The organism is Mixta hanseatica, from assembly GCF_023517775.1.
GTDB classification, from domain to species: domain Bacteria; phylum Pseudomonadota; class Gammaproteobacteria; order Enterobacterales; family Enterobacteriaceae; genus Mixta; species Mixta hanseatica.
This window is the reverse complement of record NZ_CP082904.1, coordinates 972397-990088: the sequence shown is the minus strand read 5'-3', so window position 1 is coordinate 990088 and position 17692 is coordinate 972397. Positions and strand designations below refer to the sequence as shown.

16 protein-coding genes, 2 tRNA genes and 2 rRNA genes are annotated in these 17692 nt (G+C 51.5%); 11 read left to right on the top strand and 9 right to left on the bottom strand.

Translation table 11 applies throughout. The features are described from left to right. Window positions 1–38: 38 nt before the first annotated feature. From K6958_RS04595 to gmhB, 5 genes are all read right to left on the bottom strand, one after another. Window positions 39–2941: ribosomal RNA gene (locus K6958_RS04595) — 23S ribosomal RNA — on the bottom strand. 170 nt (window positions 2942–3111) lie between these two features. Next, window positions 3112–3187: transfer RNA gene (locus K6958_RS04590), tRNA-Ala, on the bottom strand. Window positions 3188–3299: 112 nt separating this feature from the next. After that, window positions 3300–3376: transfer RNA gene (locus K6958_RS04585), tRNA-Ile, on the bottom strand. A 72-nt stretch (window positions 3377–3448) separates the two neighbouring features. After that, window positions 3449–4990: ribosomal RNA gene (locus K6958_RS04580) — 16S ribosomal RNA — on the bottom strand. The 16S and 23S rRNA genes sit together here with 2 tRNA genes alongside, the layout of an rRNA operon. A gap of 376 nt (window positions 4991–5366) precedes the next feature. Further along, window positions 5367–5927 (bottom strand): D-glycero-beta-D-manno-heptose 1,7-bisphosphate 7-phosphatase, encoded by a 561-nt coding sequence (gene gmhB, locus K6958_RS04575; protein ID WP_249893552.1) that lies wholly within the window; start codon window positions 5925–5927, stop codon window positions 5367–5369. 193 nt (window positions 5928–6120) lie between these two features. Here gmhB and metN point away from each other — a divergent pair, with 193 nt between their 5' ends. From metN to K6958_RS04540, 7 genes are all read left to right on the top strand, one after another. Continuing rightward, a complete protein-coding gene (metN, locus tag K6958_RS04570) occupies window positions 6121–7152 on the top strand; it encodes a methionine ABC transporter ATP-binding protein MetN (protein WP_249893551.1) in 1032 nt (343 codons plus the stop codon). Next, window positions 7145–7798 (top strand): methionine ABC transporter permease MetI, encoded by a 654-nt coding sequence (locus K6958_RS04565; RefSeq protein ID WP_249893550.1) that lies wholly within the window; start codon window positions 7145–7147, stop codon window positions 7796–7798. The genes metN and K6958_RS04565 overlap by 8 nt, the downstream gene beginning before the upstream one ends. A gap of 32 nt (window positions 7799–7830) precedes the next feature. After that, window positions 7831–8643, top strand: a complete 813-nt coding sequence (locus K6958_RS04560; protein ID WP_249893549.1) for a MetQ/NlpA family lipoprotein — start codon at window positions 7831–7833, stop codon at window positions 8641–8643. Between the two features lie 216 nt (window positions 8644–8859). Beyond that, complete coding sequence (gene rcsF, locus K6958_RS04555) at window positions 8860–9264, top strand: Rcs stress response system protein RcsF (RefSeq protein WP_249893548.1); 405 nt, start codon at window positions 8860–8862, stop codon at window positions 9262–9264. Then, window positions 9261–9968, top strand: coding sequence for a tRNA (N6-threonylcarbamoyladenosine(37)-N6)-methyltransferase TrmO (tsaA, locus tag K6958_RS04550; protein ID WP_249893547.1), 708 nt, complete (start codon window positions 9261–9263; stop codon window positions 9966–9968). The genes rcsF and tsaA overlap by 4 nt, the downstream gene beginning before the upstream one ends. A 104-nt stretch (window positions 9969–10072) precedes the next feature. After that, window positions 10073–11800: a proline--tRNA ligase gene (gene proS, locus K6958_RS04545; RefSeq protein WP_249893546.1), complete on the top strand. Its 1728-nt coding sequence runs from the start codon at window positions 10073–10075 to the stop codon at window positions 11798–11800. Between the two features lie 199 nt (window positions 11801–11999). Continuing rightward, a protein-coding gene (locus tag K6958_RS04540; protein WP_103215986.1) for an IS1-like element IS1A family transposase occupies window positions 12000–12697 on the top strand; the annotation gives its coding sequence in 2 pieces (ribosomal slippage) (window positions 12000–12249 and window positions 12249–12697; 699 coding nt in all). Here K6958_RS04540 and K6958_RS04535 read toward each other — a convergent pair. Next, window positions 12691–13047, bottom strand: a complete 357-nt coding sequence (locus tag K6958_RS04535) for a hypothetical protein (protein WP_249893545.1) — start codon at window positions 13045–13047, stop codon at window positions 12691–12693. The genes K6958_RS04540 and K6958_RS04535 overlap by 7 nt on opposite strands. Window positions 13048–13261: 214 nt before the next feature. Between K6958_RS04535 and K6958_RS04530 the strand changes: the two genes are divergently transcribed. Together K6958_RS04530 and K6958_RS04525 are read left to right on the top strand one after the other, a co-directional pair. After that, a complete protein-coding gene (locus K6958_RS04530) occupies window positions 13262–13483 on the top strand; it encodes a hypothetical protein (protein WP_249893544.1) in 222 nt (73 codons plus the stop codon). Between the two features lie 67 nt (window positions 13484–13550). Continuing rightward, on the top strand, window positions 13551–14843 hold the full coding sequence (locus K6958_RS04525) for a glycosyltransferase family 2 protein (protein WP_249893543.1): 1293 nt from the start codon (window positions 13551–13553) through the stop codon (window positions 14841–14843). 78 nt (window positions 14844–14921) lie between these two features. Here the strand turns inward: K6958_RS04525 and arfB are convergent, their stop codons facing one another. After that, window positions 14922–15332, bottom strand: a complete 411-nt coding sequence (gene arfB, locus K6958_RS04520) for an alternative ribosome rescue aminoacyl-tRNA hydrolase ArfB (RefSeq protein ID WP_249893542.1) — start codon at window positions 15330–15332, stop codon at window positions 14922–14924. 209 nt (window positions 15333–15541) lie between these two features. Between arfB and K6958_RS04515 the strand changes: the two genes are divergently transcribed. Together K6958_RS04515 and rof are read left to right on the top strand one after the other, a co-directional pair. Beyond that, window positions 15542–15742 carry a YaeP family protein gene (locus K6958_RS04515; protein ID WP_165786514.1) on the top strand — a complete coding sequence of 67 codons (201 nt, stop codon included), beginning with the start codon at window positions 15542–15544 and terminating at the stop codon, window positions 15740–15742. After that, complete coding sequence (gene rof / locus K6958_RS04510; RefSeq protein WP_249893541.1) at window positions 15729–15992, top strand: Rho-binding antiterminator; 264 nt, start codon at window positions 15729–15731, stop codon at window positions 15990–15992. Before K6958_RS04515 ends, rof begins: the two co-directional genes overlap by 14 nt. A gap of 31 nt (window positions 15993–16023) precedes the next feature. On the opposite strand, the gene K6958_RS04505 is transcribed toward rof, so the two are convergent. Next, window positions 16024–16329, bottom strand: coding sequence for a c-type cytochrome (locus K6958_RS04505; protein ID WP_249893540.1), 306 nt, complete (start codon window positions 16327–16329; stop codon window positions 16024–16026). A gap of 13 nt (window positions 16330–16342) precedes the next feature. Further along, a complete protein-coding gene (gene tilS / locus K6958_RS04500; protein WP_249893539.1) occupies window positions 16343–17641 on the bottom strand; it encodes a tRNA lysidine(34) synthetase TilS in 1299 nt (432 codons plus the stop codon). Between the last annotated feature and the right edge of the window lie 51 nt (window positions 17642–17692).

The following is a 17692-nucleotide window of genomic DNA, read 5'->3' as shown; positions in this document are numbered from 1 at the left end:
GCTGAAAATCTCTCAACTCAAAACGCCTGTGGCGTTGTAAGGTTAAGCCTCACGGGTCATTAGTACCGGTTAGCTCAACGCATCGCTGCGCTTACACACCCGGCCTATCAACGTCGTCGTCTTCAACGTCCCTTAAGGAGACTCAGGGTCTCAGGGAAGACTCATCTCGAGGCAAGTTTCGTGCTTAGATGCTTTCAGCACTTATCTCTTCCGCACTTAGCTACCGGGCAGTGCCATTGGCATGACAACCCGAACACCAGCGGTGCGTTCACTCCGGTCCTCTCGTACTAGGAGCAACCCCTCTCAGTCTTCCAGCGCCCACGGCAGATAGGGACCGAACTGTCTCACGACGTTCTAAACCCAGCTCGCGTACCACTTTAAATGGCGAACAGCCATACCCTTGGGACCTACTTCAGCCCCAGGATGTGATGAGCCGACATCGAGGTGCCAAACACCGCCGTCGATATGAACTCTTGGGCGGTATCAGCCTGTTATCCCCGGAGTACCTTTTATCCGTTGAGCGATGGCCCTTCCATTCAGAACCACCGGATCACTATGACCTGCTTTCGCACCTGCTCGAACCGTCACTCTCGCAGTCAAGCCAGCTTATGCCATTGCACTAACCTCACGATGTCCGACCGTGATTAGCTGACCTTCGTACTCCTCCGTTACACTTTGGGAGGAGACCGCCCCAGTCAAACTACCCACCAGACACTGTCCCCACGCCGGTTCACGGCGCCAGGTTAGAACATCAAACATTAAAGGGTGGTATTTCAAGGATGGCTCCGTGCGAACTGGCGTCCGCACTTCACAGCCTCCCACCTATCCTGCACATCAAGGCTCAATGTTCAGTGTCAAGCTGTAGTAAAGGTTCACGGGGTCTTTCCGTCTTGCCGCGGGTACACTGCATCTTCACAGCGAGTTCAATTTCACTGAGTCTCGGGTGGAGACAGCCTGGCCATCATTACGCCATTCGTGCAGGTCGGAACTTACCCGACAAGGAATTTCGCTACCTTAGGACCGTTATAGTTACGGCCGCCGTTTACCGGGGCTTCGATCAGGAGCTTCTCTTGCGATAACCCCATCAATTAACCTTCCGGCACCGGGCAGGCGTCACACCGTATACGTCCACTTTCGTGTTTGCACAGTGCTGTGTTTTTAATAAACAGTTGCAGCCAGCTGGTATCTTCGACTGGCTTCGGCTCGGGGAGCAAGTCCCTCCACCTACATGCCAGCGTGCCTTCTCCCGAAGTTACGGCACCATTTTGCCTAGTTCCTTCACCCGAGTTCTCTCAAGCGCCTTGGTATTCTCTACCTGACCACCTGTGTCGGTTTGGGGTACGATTCGTTGTTACCTGATGCTTAGAGGCTTTTCCTGGAAGCAGGGCATTTGTTGCTTCAGCACCGTGGTGCCTCGTCGTCACGCCTCAGCCTTGACTCTCCGGATTTGCCTGGAAAGTCAGCCTACACGCTTAAACCGGGACAACCGTCGCCCGGCCAACATAGCCTTCTCCGTCCCCCCTTCGCAGTAACACCGAGTACGGGAATATTAACCCGTTTCCCATCGACTACGCCTTTCGGCCTCGCCTTAGGGGTCGACTCACCCTGCCCCGATTAACGTTGGACAGGAACCCTTGGTCTTCCGGCGAGCGGGCTTTTCACCCGCTTTATCGTTACTTATGTCAGCATTCGCACTTCTGATACCTCCAGCATGCCTCACAGCACACCTTCGACGGCTTACAGAACGCTCCCCTACCCAACAACACACAGTGTCGCTGCCGCAGCTTCGGTGCATGGTTTAGCCCCGTTACATCTTCCGCGCAGGCCGACTCGACCAGTGAGCTATTACGCTTTCTTTAAATGATGGCTGCTTCTAAGCCAACATCCTGGCTGTCTGGGCCTTCCCACATCGTTTCCCACTTAACCATGACTTTGGGACCTTAGCTGGCGGTCTGGGTTGTTTCCCTCTTCACGACGGACGTTAGCACCCGCCGTGTGTCTCCCGTGATAACATTCTCCGGTATTCGCAGTTTGCATCGGGTTGGTAAGCCGGGATGGCCCCCTAGCCGAAACAGTGCTCTACCCCCGGAGATGAATTCACGAGGCGCTACCTAAATAGCTTTCGGGGAGAACCAGCTATCTCCCGGTTTGATTGGCCTTTCACCCCCAGCCACAGGTCATCCGCTAATTTTTCAACATTAGTCGGTTCGGTCCTCCAGTTAGTGTTACCCAACCTTCAACCTGCCCATGGCTAGATCACCGGGTTTCGGGTCTATACCCTGCAACTTAGCGCCCGGTTAAGACTCGGTTTCCCTGCGGCTCCCCTATACGGTTAACCTTGCTACAGAATATAAGTCGCTGACCCATTATACAAAAGGTACGCAGTCACCCCATAAAGAGGCTCCCACTGCTTGTACGTACACGGTTTCAGGTTCTTTTTCACTCCCCTCGCCGGGGTTCTTTTCGCCTTTCCCTCACGGTACTGGTTCACTATCGGTCAGTCAGGAGTATTTAGCCTTGGAGGATGGTCCCCCCATATTCAGACAGGATACCACGTGTCCCGCCCTACTCATCGAGCTCACAGCACATGCATCTTCGTGTACGGGACTGTCACCCTGTACCGTGCGCCTTTCCAGACGCTTCCACTGACACACATGCTGATTCAGGCTCTGGGCTGTTCCCCGTTCGCTCGCCGCTACTCAGGGAATCTCGGTTGATTTCTTTTCCTCGGGGTACTTAGATGTTTCAGTTCCCCCGGTTCGCCTCATGCCACTATGTATTCATGACATGATAGTGCAACGGATTGCACTGGGTTTCCCCATTCGGGTATCGCCGGTTGATAGCGGTTCATATCACCTTACCGGCGCTTATCGCAGATTAGCACGCCCTTCATCGCCTCTGACTGCCAGGGCATCCACCGTGTACGCTTATTCGCTTAACCTCACAACCCACAGACGTCTTCCGACACCTGAGGTGTGAGCATTGAGAGAATCGTGAACAACATAACGTTGTTCCGTTTTCAATTTTCAGCTTGTTTCCGGATTGTTAAAGAGCAAAACTACACAGTACATTCGCAAATGCACTCTGGAGTGTTCATCAACCACAGGTTGATGGTGGAGCTAAGCGGGATCGAACCGCTGACCTCCTGCGTGCAAGGCAGGCGCTCTCCCAGCTGAGCTATAGCCCCAGATGTGTTCGTAAAACCGCCGGTTACCTTCATTCCTTTCAGAACAAGGCATGGTTTTGCGACGCATAGTCAACTATGCGAGCCGAAACCATAACGCAGTGCTGGAAGGAATTGGTAGGCCTGAGTGGACTTGAACCACCGACCTCACCCTTATCAGGGGTGCGCTCTAACCACCTGAGCTACAAGCCTGCCGGGGTTTTACTGCTCGTTACTTCTATCAGACAATCTGTGTGAGCACTTCACGGGCGGGATTCAGCATGGTAAGGAGGTGATCCAACCGCAGGTTCCCCTACGGTTACCTTGTTACGACTTCACCCCAGTCATGAATCACAAAGTGGTAAGCGCCCTCCCGAAGGTTAAGCTACCTACTTCTTTTGCAACCCACTCCCATGGTGTGACGGGCGGTGTGTACAAGGCCCGGGAACGTATTCACCGTGGCATTCTGATCCACGATTACTAGCGATTCCGACTTCACGGAGTCGAGTTGCAGACTCCGATCCGGACTACGACGCACTTTATGAGGTCCGCTTGCTCTCGCGAGGTCGCTTCTCTTTGTATGCGCCATTGTAGCACGTGTGTAGCCCTGGCCGTAAGGGCCATGATGACTTGACGTCATCCCCACCTTCCTCCGGTTTATCACCGGCAGTCTCCTTTGAGTTCCCGGCCGAACCGCTGGCAACAAAGGATAAGGGTTGCGCTCGTTGCGGGACTTAACCCAACATTTCACAACACGAGCTGACGACAGCCATGCAGCACCTGTCTCACGGTTCCCGAAGGCACTTCCGCATCTCTGCAGAATTCCGTGGATGTCAAGGCCAGGTAAGGTTCTTCGCGTTGCATCGAATTAAACCACATGCTCCACCGCTTGTGCGGGCCCCCGTCAATTCATTTGAGTTTTAACCTTGCGGCCGTACTCCCCAGGCGGTCGACTTAACGCGTTAGCTCCGGAAGCCACGAGTCAAGCTCACAGCCTCCAAGTCGACATCGTTTACGGCGTGGACTACCAGGGTATCTAATCCTGTTTGCTCCCCACGCTTTCGCACCTGAGCGTCAGTCTTCGTCCAGGGGGCCGCCTTCGCCACCGGTATTCCTCCAGATCTCTACGCATTTCACCGCTACACCTGGAATTCTACCCCCCTCTACGAGACTCTAGCCTGCCAGTTTCGAATGCAGTTCCCGGGTTGAGCCCGGGGATTTCACATCCGACTTGACAGACCGCCTGCGTGCGCTTTACGCCCAGTAATTCCGATTAACGCTTGCACCCTCCGTATTACCGCGGCTGCTGGCACGGAGTTAGCCGGTGCTTCTTCTGCGGGTAACGTCAATGAATAAGGTTATTAACCTCACTCCCTTCCTCCCCGCTGAAAGTACTTTACAACCCGAAGGCCTTCTTCATACACGCGGCATGGCTGCATCAGGCTTGCGCCCATTGTGCAATATTCCCCACTGCTGCCTCCCGTAGGAGTCTGGACCGTGTCTCAGTTCCAGTGTGGCTGGTCATCCTCTCAGACCAGCTAGGGATCGTCGCCTAGGTGAGCCGTTACCCCACCTACTAGCTAATCCCATCTGGGTTCATCCGATGGTGTGAGGCCCGAAGGTCCCCCACTTTGGTCTTGCGACGTTATGCGGTATTAGCCACCGTTTCCAGTGGTTATCCCCCTCCATCGGGCAGATCCCCAGACATTACTCACCCGTCCGCCACTCGTCAGCAGAGCAGCAAGCTGCTCTCTGTTACCGTTCGACTTGCATGTGTTAGGCCTGCCGCCAGCGTTCAATCTGAGCCATGATCAAACTCTTCAATTAAAAGTCTGATGCTCGAGAAAAACGTCGTAATGAATTACGTGTTCACTCTGAGACTTGATACTGCAATTATTTTTGCGATATCCCGTCCGTGAGTGCCCACACAGATTGTCTGATAAATTGTTAAAGAGCGGTGCGACCGGCGTTTCGTGCCGTTGTCGCGAGGTGGCGTATATTACGCTTTCCTCTTTCAGAGTCAACCCCCTTTTTCAGAAGTTTTTCTCCGGCGATTCAGACTTCGCTGAACCGCTCAACACCGCGTGGCGTAAGCCGTTGTGCCGTGTCGATGGAGGCGCATTATAGGGAGTTCTCGAGACCTCGCAAGCGCTAATTTCAACTTTTTTACCGTTCGCTGAAATTTCGCGCAGAACGCCTGTTTTTACCCCTGTTTTATCCGTTTTGGCAGGTCGGCAAGACTATCTATTACCCAATCAGCCGCTTTTTCGCCTTCCGCCGTAACGGTTTCACCGCTGCGCACTAATACCGTTGTGCCCACGCCTGCTGTTTTGCCCGCCTGAATATCATCAATCTTATCGCCAACCATATAAGAAGCGGCCATATCGATGTTCAGCTCTTTCATTGCGCTCAGCAGCATACCCGGCTGCGGTTTACGGCAGTCGCACTGCTGACGGTAGCTCTCTACCGCTGCTTCAGGATGATGCGGACAATAATAGATACCATCCAAATCTACATCTCTATCCGCCAGCGACCAGTCCATCCACTCTGTTAGCTGCATAAACTGATCTTCGCTATACATACCGCGCGCAATACCGGACTGGTTAGTCACCAGCACCAGCGCATACCCCATTTTTTTCAGTTCCTGCATCGCCTCAATGACGCCGTCGATAAACTGAAAATCATCAATCTCATGGACATAACCATGGTCCACATTCACTGTGCCATCGCGATCAAGAAATATCGCCGGGACTTTAGCCGTCACGTAGTAACTCCTGCTGCCAAATTTGTGGCTCAGTATCGCATGATTGCAATAAAAGAGAGAATGGCAGATTGACTCTCTCTGATTGATTTAGACGTCTGGATGCCTTACCATCCGTTTCAAATTTTGTCGCGTTAGTAAGACAAAAGAAAAAACACCACGGACAACTTCACCGCAACAGATAACTAATAACTCAATGATAAAACTTTCCAATATTACTAAAGTCTTTCAGCAGGGCACGCGCACCATCACTGCGTTGTCAGACGTTAGCCTACACGTGCCCGCTGGACAAATTTATGGCGTTATCGGTTCATCTGGCGCCGGTAAAAGTACGCTTATCCGCTGCGTTAACCTGCTGGAACGTCCTACTTCCGGCAGCGTTCTGGTTGATGGGCAGGAGCTCACCACGCTTTCAGAAAGTCAGCTTACGCTGGCTCGCCGTCAAATCGGCATGATTTTCCAGCATTTTAACCTGCTTAACTCCCGCACCGTGTTTGGCAACGTGGCGTTGCCGCTTGAGCTGGATAACACTCCGCGCGCCACGATCAAAGCACGCGTGACCGAGCTGCTCGATCTGGTTGGCCTGGCCGATAAGCAAGACGCCTGGCCTGCCAACCTTTCCGGTGGTCAAAAACAGCGTGTCGCGATTGCGCGTGCGCTGGCAAGCAGCCCGAAAGTCCTGCTGTGTGATGAAGCCACCAGCGCGCTCGATCCGGCGACCACCCGCGCCATTCTTGAACTGCTAAAAGATATCAACCGCCGCCTTGGCATTACCATTCTGCTGATTACGCATGAAATGGATGTGGTCAAACGCATCTGCGATCAGGTTGCGGTTATCAGCAACGGTCAGCTGATCGAGAAAGACAGCGTCAGCGAAGTTTTCTCTCATCCGAAAACGCCGCTGGCTCAGCAATTTATTCAGTCGACGCTGCACCTTGATATTCCTGAGGACTATCAGCAGCGTTTGCAGGCGCAGTCTACCGCCAACAGCGTGCCTCTTCTGCGTCTGGAGTTTACCGGTCAGTCGGTTGATGCTCCGCTGCTGTCGGAAACCGCCCGTCGCTTTAATGTTAATAACAATATTATCAGCGCTCAGATGGATTACGCCGGCGGCGTGAAATTCGGCATCATGCTGACGGAAATGCACGGCAGCCAACCAGAGACCGAAGGCGCAATTGCTTATTTACAACAGCATCATGTAAAAGTAGAGGTATTAGGGTATGTCTGAGGCAATGATGTGGTTACTGGGTCGCGGCGTATGGGAAACGCTGATGATGACCTTTGTCTCTGGCTTTTTTGGCTTTGTGCTGGGCTTGCCGGTGGGCGTTCTACTTTATATCACCCGTCCAGGCCAGATTATGGCCAATAACAAGCTGTATCGGGTACTGTCCGCGCTGGTGAATATTTTCCGCTCGATTCCGTTTATTATCCTGCTGGTCTGGATGATCCCTTTCACCCGCGCCATTGTCGGCACCTCCATCGGGCTACAGGCGGCCATCGTTCCGCTAACCGTCGGCGCCGCGCCTTTTATCGCGCGTATGGTGGAAAACGCCTTGCTGGAGCTGCCTACCGGGCTGATTGAAGCCTCACGGGCGATGGGCGCCACGCCGATGCAGATCATTCGTAAAGTTCTGCTGCCGGAAGCCTTGCCGGGTCTGGTAAATGCGGCCACTATTACCTTGATTACGCTGGTTGGCTATTCTGCTATGGGCGGTGCCGTAGGTGCCGGCGGCTTAGGGCAGATTGGTTACCAGTATGGCTACATCGGCTATAACGCCACGGTAATGAATACCGTTCTGGTTTTACTGGTAGTACTGGTCTATCTCATTCAATTCTGTGGCGACCGCATCGTTCGTGCTGTCACACATAAATAAGTAACCTCAATACTCTCTATTAAGGAAAGGATATGTCTTTGTTTAAAAAGATTGCCACTGTGGGCGCGCTGCTAAGTGCTATGGCGCTGGCAGGATGTGGTCAGGAAGAGAAAGACCCGAACCATATTAAAGTCGGCGTTATTGTTGGTGCTGAACAGCAGGTTGCTGAAGTCGCGCAGAAAGTCGCAAAAGATAAATATGGTCTGGACGTTGAGCTGGTGACTTTTAATGACTACGTGCTGCCTAACGAAGCGTTAAGCAAGGGCGATATCGATGTTAACGCCTTCCAGCACCAGCCTTACCTTGATGCGCAAATCAAGGATCGCGGCTATAAGCTGGTTAACGTAGGTCATACCTTTGTGTATCCGATTGCTGGCTACTCTAAAAAGATAAAATCGTTAGATGAGCTGCAGGAAGGCGCGCAGGTTGCCATTCCGAACGACCCGACTAATCTTGGCCGTTCTCTGCTGCTGCTGCAAAAAGTGGGTCTGATCAAGTTAAAAGAGGGTGTAGGCCTGCAGCCGACCTCGCTGGATATTATCGAGAATCCGAAAAAGCTGAAGATTGTTGAGCTGGAAGCACCGCAGCTGCCGCGTTCACTGGATGACGATCAGATTGCTCTGGCGGTAATCAATACCACCTACGCCAGCCAGATTAACCTGACGCCAGCCAAAGACGGTATCTTTGTTGAGGATAAAGATTCTCCTTACGTGAACATGATTGTTGCGCGCGAAGATAATAAAGATGCGGAAAATGTGAAGAAGTTTGTTCAGGCGTATCAGTCTGACACCGTGGCAGAGGCCGCTAACAAAATCTTTAACGGCGGTGCGGTTAAAGGCTGGTAACCGGCTCAGGCTTAGCGTTTTTTGGTAATTCCCTTGCCTTAACAGAGCATTATCCGCATCCATCAGGCGGCCCACTGATTAACCGGTATAAGCTTTACGCTTGCTGGTTAATCCGCCGGGCCGCCTTTTTAACGTTTAAGCAAATGTTATCGCAACTTGTTATTTAACCCATTGCTTGTTTCAATAACGCCAATTTTTAGAAATGAGGATAAGTAGATGCGCGCGTTACCGCTTTGTTTGTTGGCGCTTTCGCTGACAGGTTGCTCTTTGCTACATAAGCCCTATAAGCCGATTACCGCGCCCGAAGCCCGGCCGACCACCACGGAAACGCCTGCCCGCCCGGTAGCGCGCCCCGCTCCGGTGAAGTTGTATACCGATACGACCGAGCTACTCAGCAATCCTTTCCGCGACTTAGGCGAAGTATCAGGCGAAGATTGCCAGACCAACCGTCAGGACTCGCCGCCAAACATCAATACCGCGCGTAAGCGTATGCAGATCCGTGCTTCTTATTTAAAAGCTAATGCGGTGCTGCTGCATAAATGTGAAATCGTCAACGAAAGCAAAGGCTGTTATCGGCAGGCGATCTGTCAGGGCACGGCGCTAAAAGTATCCGGTAAATGAGCCAGTTTTCTTTCGCGCAGGTTGGCGTGATTAAATCACCCTGGAAAGAGAAATTCGCAGTACCGCGGCAGCCCGGCCTGATTGAAGATGGCGGCGGCGAGCTGCACTTACTTCCTCCCTATAATCAGCAGGAAGCGGTGCGCGGCCTGGAAGATTTCAGCCATCTGTGGCTGCTGTTTGTCTTCCATCAAACCATGGAGGGCGGCTGGCGTCCTACGGTGCGTCCACCGCGCCTGGGCGGTAATGCCCGTATGGGCGTATTCGCTACTCGCTCAACGTTCCGGCCTAATCCTATCGGCATGTCGCTGGTTGAACTGAAAGCCGTACGCTGTCAGAAAAGCCAGGTTATCCTGGAACTGGGCAGTCTTGATCTGATCGACGGTACGCCGATTGTCGATATCAAACCTTATCTGCCTTTCGCGGAAGCGATCCCGTCCGCGCGTGCCGGTTTTGCACAAAGCGCGCCCCCCGCCGAGATGCCGGTGCGTTTTTCTGCCCATGCGCAGCAGCAGCTGATTCGCCACCAACAGCGTTATCCACAGCTGGCGCGTTTTATTCGTCAGGTGCTGGCGCAGGATCCGCGACCGGCCTATCGCAAAGGCGAAGAGCCGGATCGTGAATATGCCGTCTGGCTGCTTGATTTTAACGTGCGCTGGCGCGTTACCGCTGAGGGCACTGAAGTCGTGGCGCTTGATCCGCGCTAATTTGTTCTCGCTCTCTTTTGAGGGGCATCACTCGCTGGTACACTAGCTGCCACTATTTTCAGGTCATGCTTTGACTGTTTTCCGCCCAAACTGGAATATTACAGATGCGTACTACTCACTATCTGCTCTCCACGCTTAAGGAGACGCCGTCCGATGCCGAAGTGATCAGCCATCAGCTGATGCTGCGTGCCGGGATGATTCGTAAACTGGCCTCAGGCCTTTATACCTGGCTGCCGACGGGCTTACGCGTACTAAAAAAAGTTGAAAACATCGTGCGCGAAGAGATGAACAACGCCGGTGCGATTGAAATTTCTATGCCGGTGGTACAGCCTGCGGACCTATGGCAGGAGAGCGGACGTTGGGAGCAGTACGGCCCGGAACTGCTGCGTCTGGTTGACCGCGGCGATCGTCCGTTCGTACTCGGCCCTACGCACGAAGAGGTGATTACCGATCTGATTCGCAATGAGCTGAGCTCTTATAAGCAACTGCCGCTGAATCTGTTCCAGATCCAGACTAAATTTCGCGATGAAGTGCGCCCGCGTTTTGGCGTAATGCGCTCACGTGAGTTCATCATGAAGGATGCTTACTCCTTCCATACCTCGCAGGACTCTCTGCAGGAAACTTACGATGCGATGTACCGCGCCTACAGCGAAATTTTCAGCCGTATGGGGCTGGATTTCCGTGCGGTGCAGGCGGATACCGGTTCTATCGGCGGCAGCGCGTCGCATGAATTCCAGGTGCTGGCGCAGAGCGGCGAAGATGACATCGTCTTCTCGACCGAATCTGATTACGCGGCGAACATTGAGCTGGCGGAAGCCGTTGCGCCGATCGGCGAGCGCCCTGCCCCTGCGCAGTCGTTAGCGCAGATTGATACGCCAGACGCCAAAACTATCGCTGAGCTGGTTGCGCAATTTAATCTGCCGGTTGAGAAAACAGTTAAGACGCTGATTGTTAAAGCACGCGAAGAGAGCGGCCACCAGCTGGTTGCGCTGCTGGTACGTGGCGATCATGAACTGAACGAAATCAAAGCGGAAAAAGTGGATATCGTCGCCGCGCCGCTGACTTTCGCCAGCGAAGAAGAGATTCGCGCCGCGGTTGGCGCCGGTCCGGGTTCACTGGGTCCGGTTGGTTTGACGCTGCCGGTTATCGCCGATCGCACCGTAGCGAAAATGAGCGATTTCAGCGCAGGCGCGAATATCGACGGTAAGCACTTTATCGGCATCAACTGGGGCCGCGATCTGGCCGAGCCGCTGCAGGTAGCCGATCTGCGTAACGTGGTGGAAGGCGATCAAAGCCCGGATGGCAAAGGTACGCTGCTGATCAAGCGCGGTATCGAAGTAGGTCATATCTTCCAGCTGGGCACCAAATACTCAGAAGCGATGAAAGCGGCGGTACAGGGCGAAGACGGCCGTAACCAGACGCTGACCATGGGCTGCTACGGTATCGGGATTACCCGTATCGTTGCGGCAGCGATCGAGCAGAACCATGACGATCGCGGCATTATCTGGCCTGCCGCACTGGCGCCGTTCCAGGTTGCTATTCTGCCGATGAATATGCATAAATCTTTCCGCGTGAAAGAGCTGGCGGAAGAGCTGTACGCCACACTGCGCGCGAAAGGCATTGACGTACTGCTGGACGATCGTAAAGAGCGTCCGGGCGTGATGTTTGCCGATATGGAGCTGATCGGTATTCCTCACACTATCGTACTGGGCGATCGCAACCTGGATAACGATGATATCGAATATAAAGCGCGTCGCGCCGGTGAAAAACAGATGATCAAACGCGATCGTATTGTGGAGTTCCTGGTAGAAGCGATTCAGGGCGAGAAGTAATTCCCCTGCTGTAGCGCCACGCTGATAACCCTGAAAACCGGCCAGCCGGTGAGTAAGGGTTTTTAGCCCATCCTGTATTGGTAAATGATATTCAAACGTTTATTATTAGCACTTCATTTTCCTGTAGCATCAATCTTGCGCAGCGGTGATGCTGCCAACTTACTGATTTAGTGTATGATGGTGTTTTTGAGGTGCTCCAGTGGCTTCTGTTTCTATCAGCTGTCCCTCCTGTTCAGCTACTGACGGGGTGGTGCGTAACGGCAAAAGCACCGCCGGACATCAGCGCTATCTCTGCTCTCACTGCCGTAAAACATGGCAACTGCAGTTCACTTACACCGCTTCTCAACCCGGTACGCACCAGAAAATCATTGATATGGCCATGAATGGCGTTGGATGCCGGGCAACTGCCCGCATTATGGGCGTTGGCCTCAACACGATTTTACGTCACTTAAAAAACTCAGGCCGCAGTCGGTAACCTCGCGCATACAGCCGGGCAGTGACGTCATCGTCTGCGCGGAAATGGACGAACAGTGGGGCTATGTCGGGGCTAAATCGCGCCAGCGCTGGCTGTTTTACGCGTATGACAGGCTCCGGAAGACGGTTGTTGCGCACGTATTCGGTGAACGCACTATGGCGACGCTGGGGCGTCTTATGAGCCTGCTGTCACCCTTTGACGTGGTGATATGGATGACGGATGGCTGGCCGCTGTATGAATCCCGCCTGAAGGGAAAGCTGCACGTAATCAGCAAGCGATATACGCAGCGAATTGAGCGGCATAACCTGAATCTGAGGCAGCACCTGGCACGGCTGGGACGGAAGTCGCTGTCGTTCTCAAAATCGGTGGAGCTGCATGACAAAGTCATCGGGCATTATCTGAACATAAAACACTATCAATAAGTTGGAGTCATTACCTTGCGCAGCATCTCTATTACACGTCTCGTATCACTGTAAAAATACTCCATAGTAGTGAGATACAGAATGCGACTCTTATCAAAACCTCTGGTTCTGAACTGATACTGTAACCCCGGTGCGCATACTAACGCTTTAGCCTTATACATTAACTTATCAATATCGCTATAAGTATCGTCCAGATGGGCCTGCCAGGACATATTTTCCTCTTTTAACTGTGCCGATAGCGCCTTAATAAAATTTTCCTCCGGCGGATGAAAAGAGAATACAGAGGGAGAAGGGCAATACCCTCCGCCTAAAACCGGCGGTGCCGCGTAAACTATAATAACTATGTCCATATTCTATAATTCCTTATGTACTTTGAAAAAAATAAGATATTTATACCCTATTCAAAGATACTTTTAAATTAGTTGAAAACCTAATGAAAGCCAGGCACCTATAAATTGAAAATTAAAAAATAGCCATCGAATACCTTACAATATAAACATTGAAATGCCAACCAAAGCATTCGGTGGTAATGGCTAAACGATTATATAAAAAAAGGATCAATTTATGAAAAAAAAGAACGAAGTATTAAAAGAAATCACAAGCGAAGCTCAATTAAGGCAAGTTTCTGGCTGTTATAATCCTGGGCCGTCTATGATCTGGGGAGCAATAATGAGCGGGATATTTAATGGGAGATTCAGTTGTTCATGGCCGGGGGATTTTTACTCGCCTTCTAAGCCTGGCGAAAACGCAGGTTTTGGTTCTAGTCCTATTTGTACTTCACGATAAATAAGCACAAATAAAGGCATATTTAAGCATTATATGCCTTTAAATAGAGGTTACAATGAAAAGCCTAATGTTGTTAAATCAAAAAAATTACAACAAATTCCTTTTGGAATCAACGCAACTAAAAAGTTGGTTTGAGCAAATAAGTTTAATTAAAGTAATAAACTGCATCTCGAATGAAAAAAACAATAAAATAGTAAAGTTAGACGAAGAGGAAATGAAATATTTACTCAATGATGAACTGACAACGCTAACGGCCATCATTATAGTAAAAAACGAAGAAGATAATATTGTTAAATGCATAGAAAGTATAAAAGATTACGTAGATGAGTTAGTCATAATCGACACAGGCTCTACTGATAATACATTAAATTTAATCACTACTTACCAGTGCGATAAAATAAAGGTTTTCACAAGGAAATGGAAAGATAATTTTTCACAAATACGAAATTATGCAAAGTCAAAAGCGACAGGGAAATGGATATCCTATATAGATGCTGATGAAACTGTGATGCCACCCCATGACTTTACTTTATTTAAAAAATTACTTCGTAAATTTGAACTACTAGATTTAAATGAGAAAATTACAATATGCCCTGTAATTATTGATCACAATAATCATAAATCTGTAGGCGTTAGAAGATGCTTTTATAATAGTAAAAAATTTTATTACTTTGGCCACGTGCATGAGGAAGTACGTAACATAAATGGATTACTTAATCAACTTACAGTAGATATAAATATTAGACATGAAGGATATAAGAGTGAGATCTTAAAAAACAAAGAAAAGGTAAAAAGAAACATAAACCTCTTGAAGAAAACAATAAAAAAAGAACCAAGCGAAATAAGGTGGAAGTACTTTTACTGCCGAGATGGATCCGGTTACTTACCTGATGAGGAAATAGAAAAAATGATTAAAGATTGCATTTTATACTACCCTCAAAATGCTATCACTAAAAGAAACGTCATGGCAAACCAATATACTTTCAGTTTTATGGTTATTTTAGCAGAGATCATGCTAAGAAAAGGTGACTATCTTAGTTTAATGGATTTATCAAAGCAAATGTTTCATTTAAATGAGGATAAAAGCAATTATTTATATTACTCAACAATGTCGCTAGTTATGCAGCGACGAAATGAGCTTATGGTTAAACTAGAGGCGTTAAGCAGTTATCGAGAAAAAGACAAACTAATCCACTATGGTATGTTACATAGCTCAGGATACCATATCGATATTGCAATCCTTATTTTACTGATTGAGTGTGGTCTCTACGCGAAAGCAAAGGCATTTCGCAATGCTCTGGAAGAGGAATTTCCACCAATATCATCTATCCTCGAAAATTACAGATTTGCTGATGGTTAATTTCATCAGCAATTGTCTTCAAGCATTGCTTTCAATCGTCATTACAATCTTAGTTGTTACGATCTAAAATATTGAAAACTACAGCACCTTTCCCCGTAGCGCTTTGGTGTTGCTGCGTTGCGCTTTGCCTTCCAGCCTGCGGCGTTTTGATGCCAGCGTCGGACGCGTCGGACGTCGGGCTTTTTCCACCACCGTCAGCTCACGGATCAAATTTTCCAGCCGCTTCAGCGCCGCCTCGCGGTTCATCTCCTGGCTGCGATACTCCTGCGCCTTAATAATTACCATGCCGTCTGAGGTAATCAGATGATGATTAGCGTTAAGCAGGCGCTCTTTATAGAAATCAGGCAGTGAGGAAGCGCGAATATCGAAGCGCAGATGAATCGCCGTCGAGCTTTTGTTAACGTGCTGGCCGCCTGCGCCCTGCGCCCGTATGGCGGTAATCTCCAGCTCGCTGTCGCTAATGGTCACATTGCGTGATAGTACAATCATAAAAATTTACCGTTATGCCGCCCATCTTCCGGTGTTTCATTGATATGGGCGCGCTGTTTGCCGTTACTGATAGCGTAGAGTGTGACTCGCCAGCGCTGAAGGTCAATACTTATTGTCTACGGATAAAACGCTGTGAACGACTGATTTCCCGTAGAAGCCTATGTTATAGTCGCTGGAGTCAGAGATTTACGCTCTGGAAGGAGGTGCATGTGCAGAAATATTGTGATTTGGTTCGTCAGAAGTACGCCGAAATCGGCGGCGGCGAACTGGGATACGTGCCCGACGCCATAGGTTGCGCGTTAAAAACACTGAACGAGATAGCGGCCAATTCTGCGCTAAACTCTTCTGTCAGGGAACAGGCGGCGTATGCCGCTGCAAACTTATTGGTGAGCGATTATGTTGACGAATGAAGCCTACAAACCGATCAATTGCGACGATTACGATAGTCTGGAGCTCGCCTGCCAAAAACAGTGGTCACTGATTCTTGAACTCAAGAATGGCGAGCAGCTTAAGGTGAAAGCTCAGGATATGGTCATGCGTAAAAACGTAGAGTATCTGGTGGTTGAACTGGCCGGTGAGGTGCGCGAATTGCGCCTTGATCATATTGCCAGCTTTAGCCATCCTGAGCTGGGCACCGTTGTCGTCAGCGAGTCGGATTAACCCTTTGGGCGGGCTTGCCCGCCCACGGGTTTCACGGCTTTAACGACTGATAATATGCTGCCAAATCCGCCATATCCTCATCGCTGAGTCCACTGACAAACGCTTTCATTACCTCTGCCTGCCCCCCACTCCGTTCCCCTTTCTTATAGGCCTGCAGCGCATGCTGTAAATAGTCCGCATGCTGTCCGGCTAAGTGAGGATAAAGTGAAACAGAAGCTTTTCCCTCCGCGCCGTGGCACGCCTGGCAGGCGGCGGATTTCTCCTGACCAGCGGCAACGTTACCCGCAGCCAGCACGGGCGCGGCAAAACAGGCCAGCACCACCATCAAGGCTTTCATCTCTCTTCTCCATTTAACGATGCCAGGCAATATGCCAGGCATTTCCCGCGACGCTGCTGCCTTCGCGGCAAACGAAAGTATTCAGCGCGGCGATAAGCGTGTCATTGTAAAAAATCAGCGGCGTGCTTTCACGTCGCCACGGCGGAACGTCACATTCCTGCCACAGTTTTTTTATCGGCCGATGGCCGTTGCGCCCCTCAATGGCAAAACGGCCCTGGGCCTGGAAACGTATCGTGACCTTTTCATCCGCACGGGGCGGACGTATTTCCGTGCCGCTCTCCGCCAGCTGCAACGTGCCCAGATGGTGTGGCAGAGAGAGCGGCCGGGTAGGATCGGACCAGGATAAAACCAATGTACGCACCGATGGCCTCAGCGGCAGCCAATAGAGCTTCTCACGATAGCGGCGTATCTCGTGATCGCCCAACTGCAGCCGCGGCGCGGCATCTTCCCGCGCCGCAATCACTTCCTGCCACAGGCGCTGGAGAGCGTCCCGGGAGGGCATTTTGCCGCCGCAGCCGGCAATCCAACGCCGCAGCAGCGCCGCGCGTCGCGCCTCGCTCAGCGCCGCAAAGCCATCAATGCGCAGTGCGCCATCCGCCTGGATGCGCGCCGCCAGCGACTCCGCCAGCAGCTCATCCAGCAGCTGTTCCTGTTCACCGCACAGCGCGGCGCTGCGGGCGGCGGCGGCGGCAAAGTGCGGCCAACGTTCATGCAGCGCCGGCAATATTCGCTGACGCAGGAAATTGCGGTCATAGCGAATATCCTGATTGCTCTCATCCTCAATCCAGCGCAGCTGATACGCTTCCGCCCAGCTTTCCAGCACCGTTCGCTGACAGGACAGCAACGGACGCAGCAGGCGATGTTCGCCTAAACGCAGGCTAACAGGCATTGCGGCCAGCCCAGCAGGCCCGCTGCCGCGCTTTAGCGCCAGCAGCAAGGTTTCACACTGATCGTCAAGATGCTGCGCCGTTACCAACGCTTCTCCAGCGCGCAAACTGTCGCGGAAAGCCTCATAGCGCCCTTCACGCGCCGCGCCTTCAATACCACTGTCACGTCCATCCACGGTGATAGCCACCACCTCCAGCTCAACCAGCCACGCAGCGCAAACGGATCGGCAGTGCTGCGCCCAGCTATCGGCATGCGGGCTTAAGCCATGATGAATATGAATAGCGCGCAGCTGTAGCTCAGGCCGTTGCTGGCGCAGCAGGGTCAGTTGATGCAGAAGAACGGTGGAGTCCAGCCCGCCGCTGAACGCCACCAGCAGCCGTTGCTCGCCGGCCAGCTGCTGTTCAAGTTGTGCAAGCTGCGTCATGAAAAACCTATTGGCAGGCGGCCACCGAAGCGATGGCCGTAAAAGCAGTTA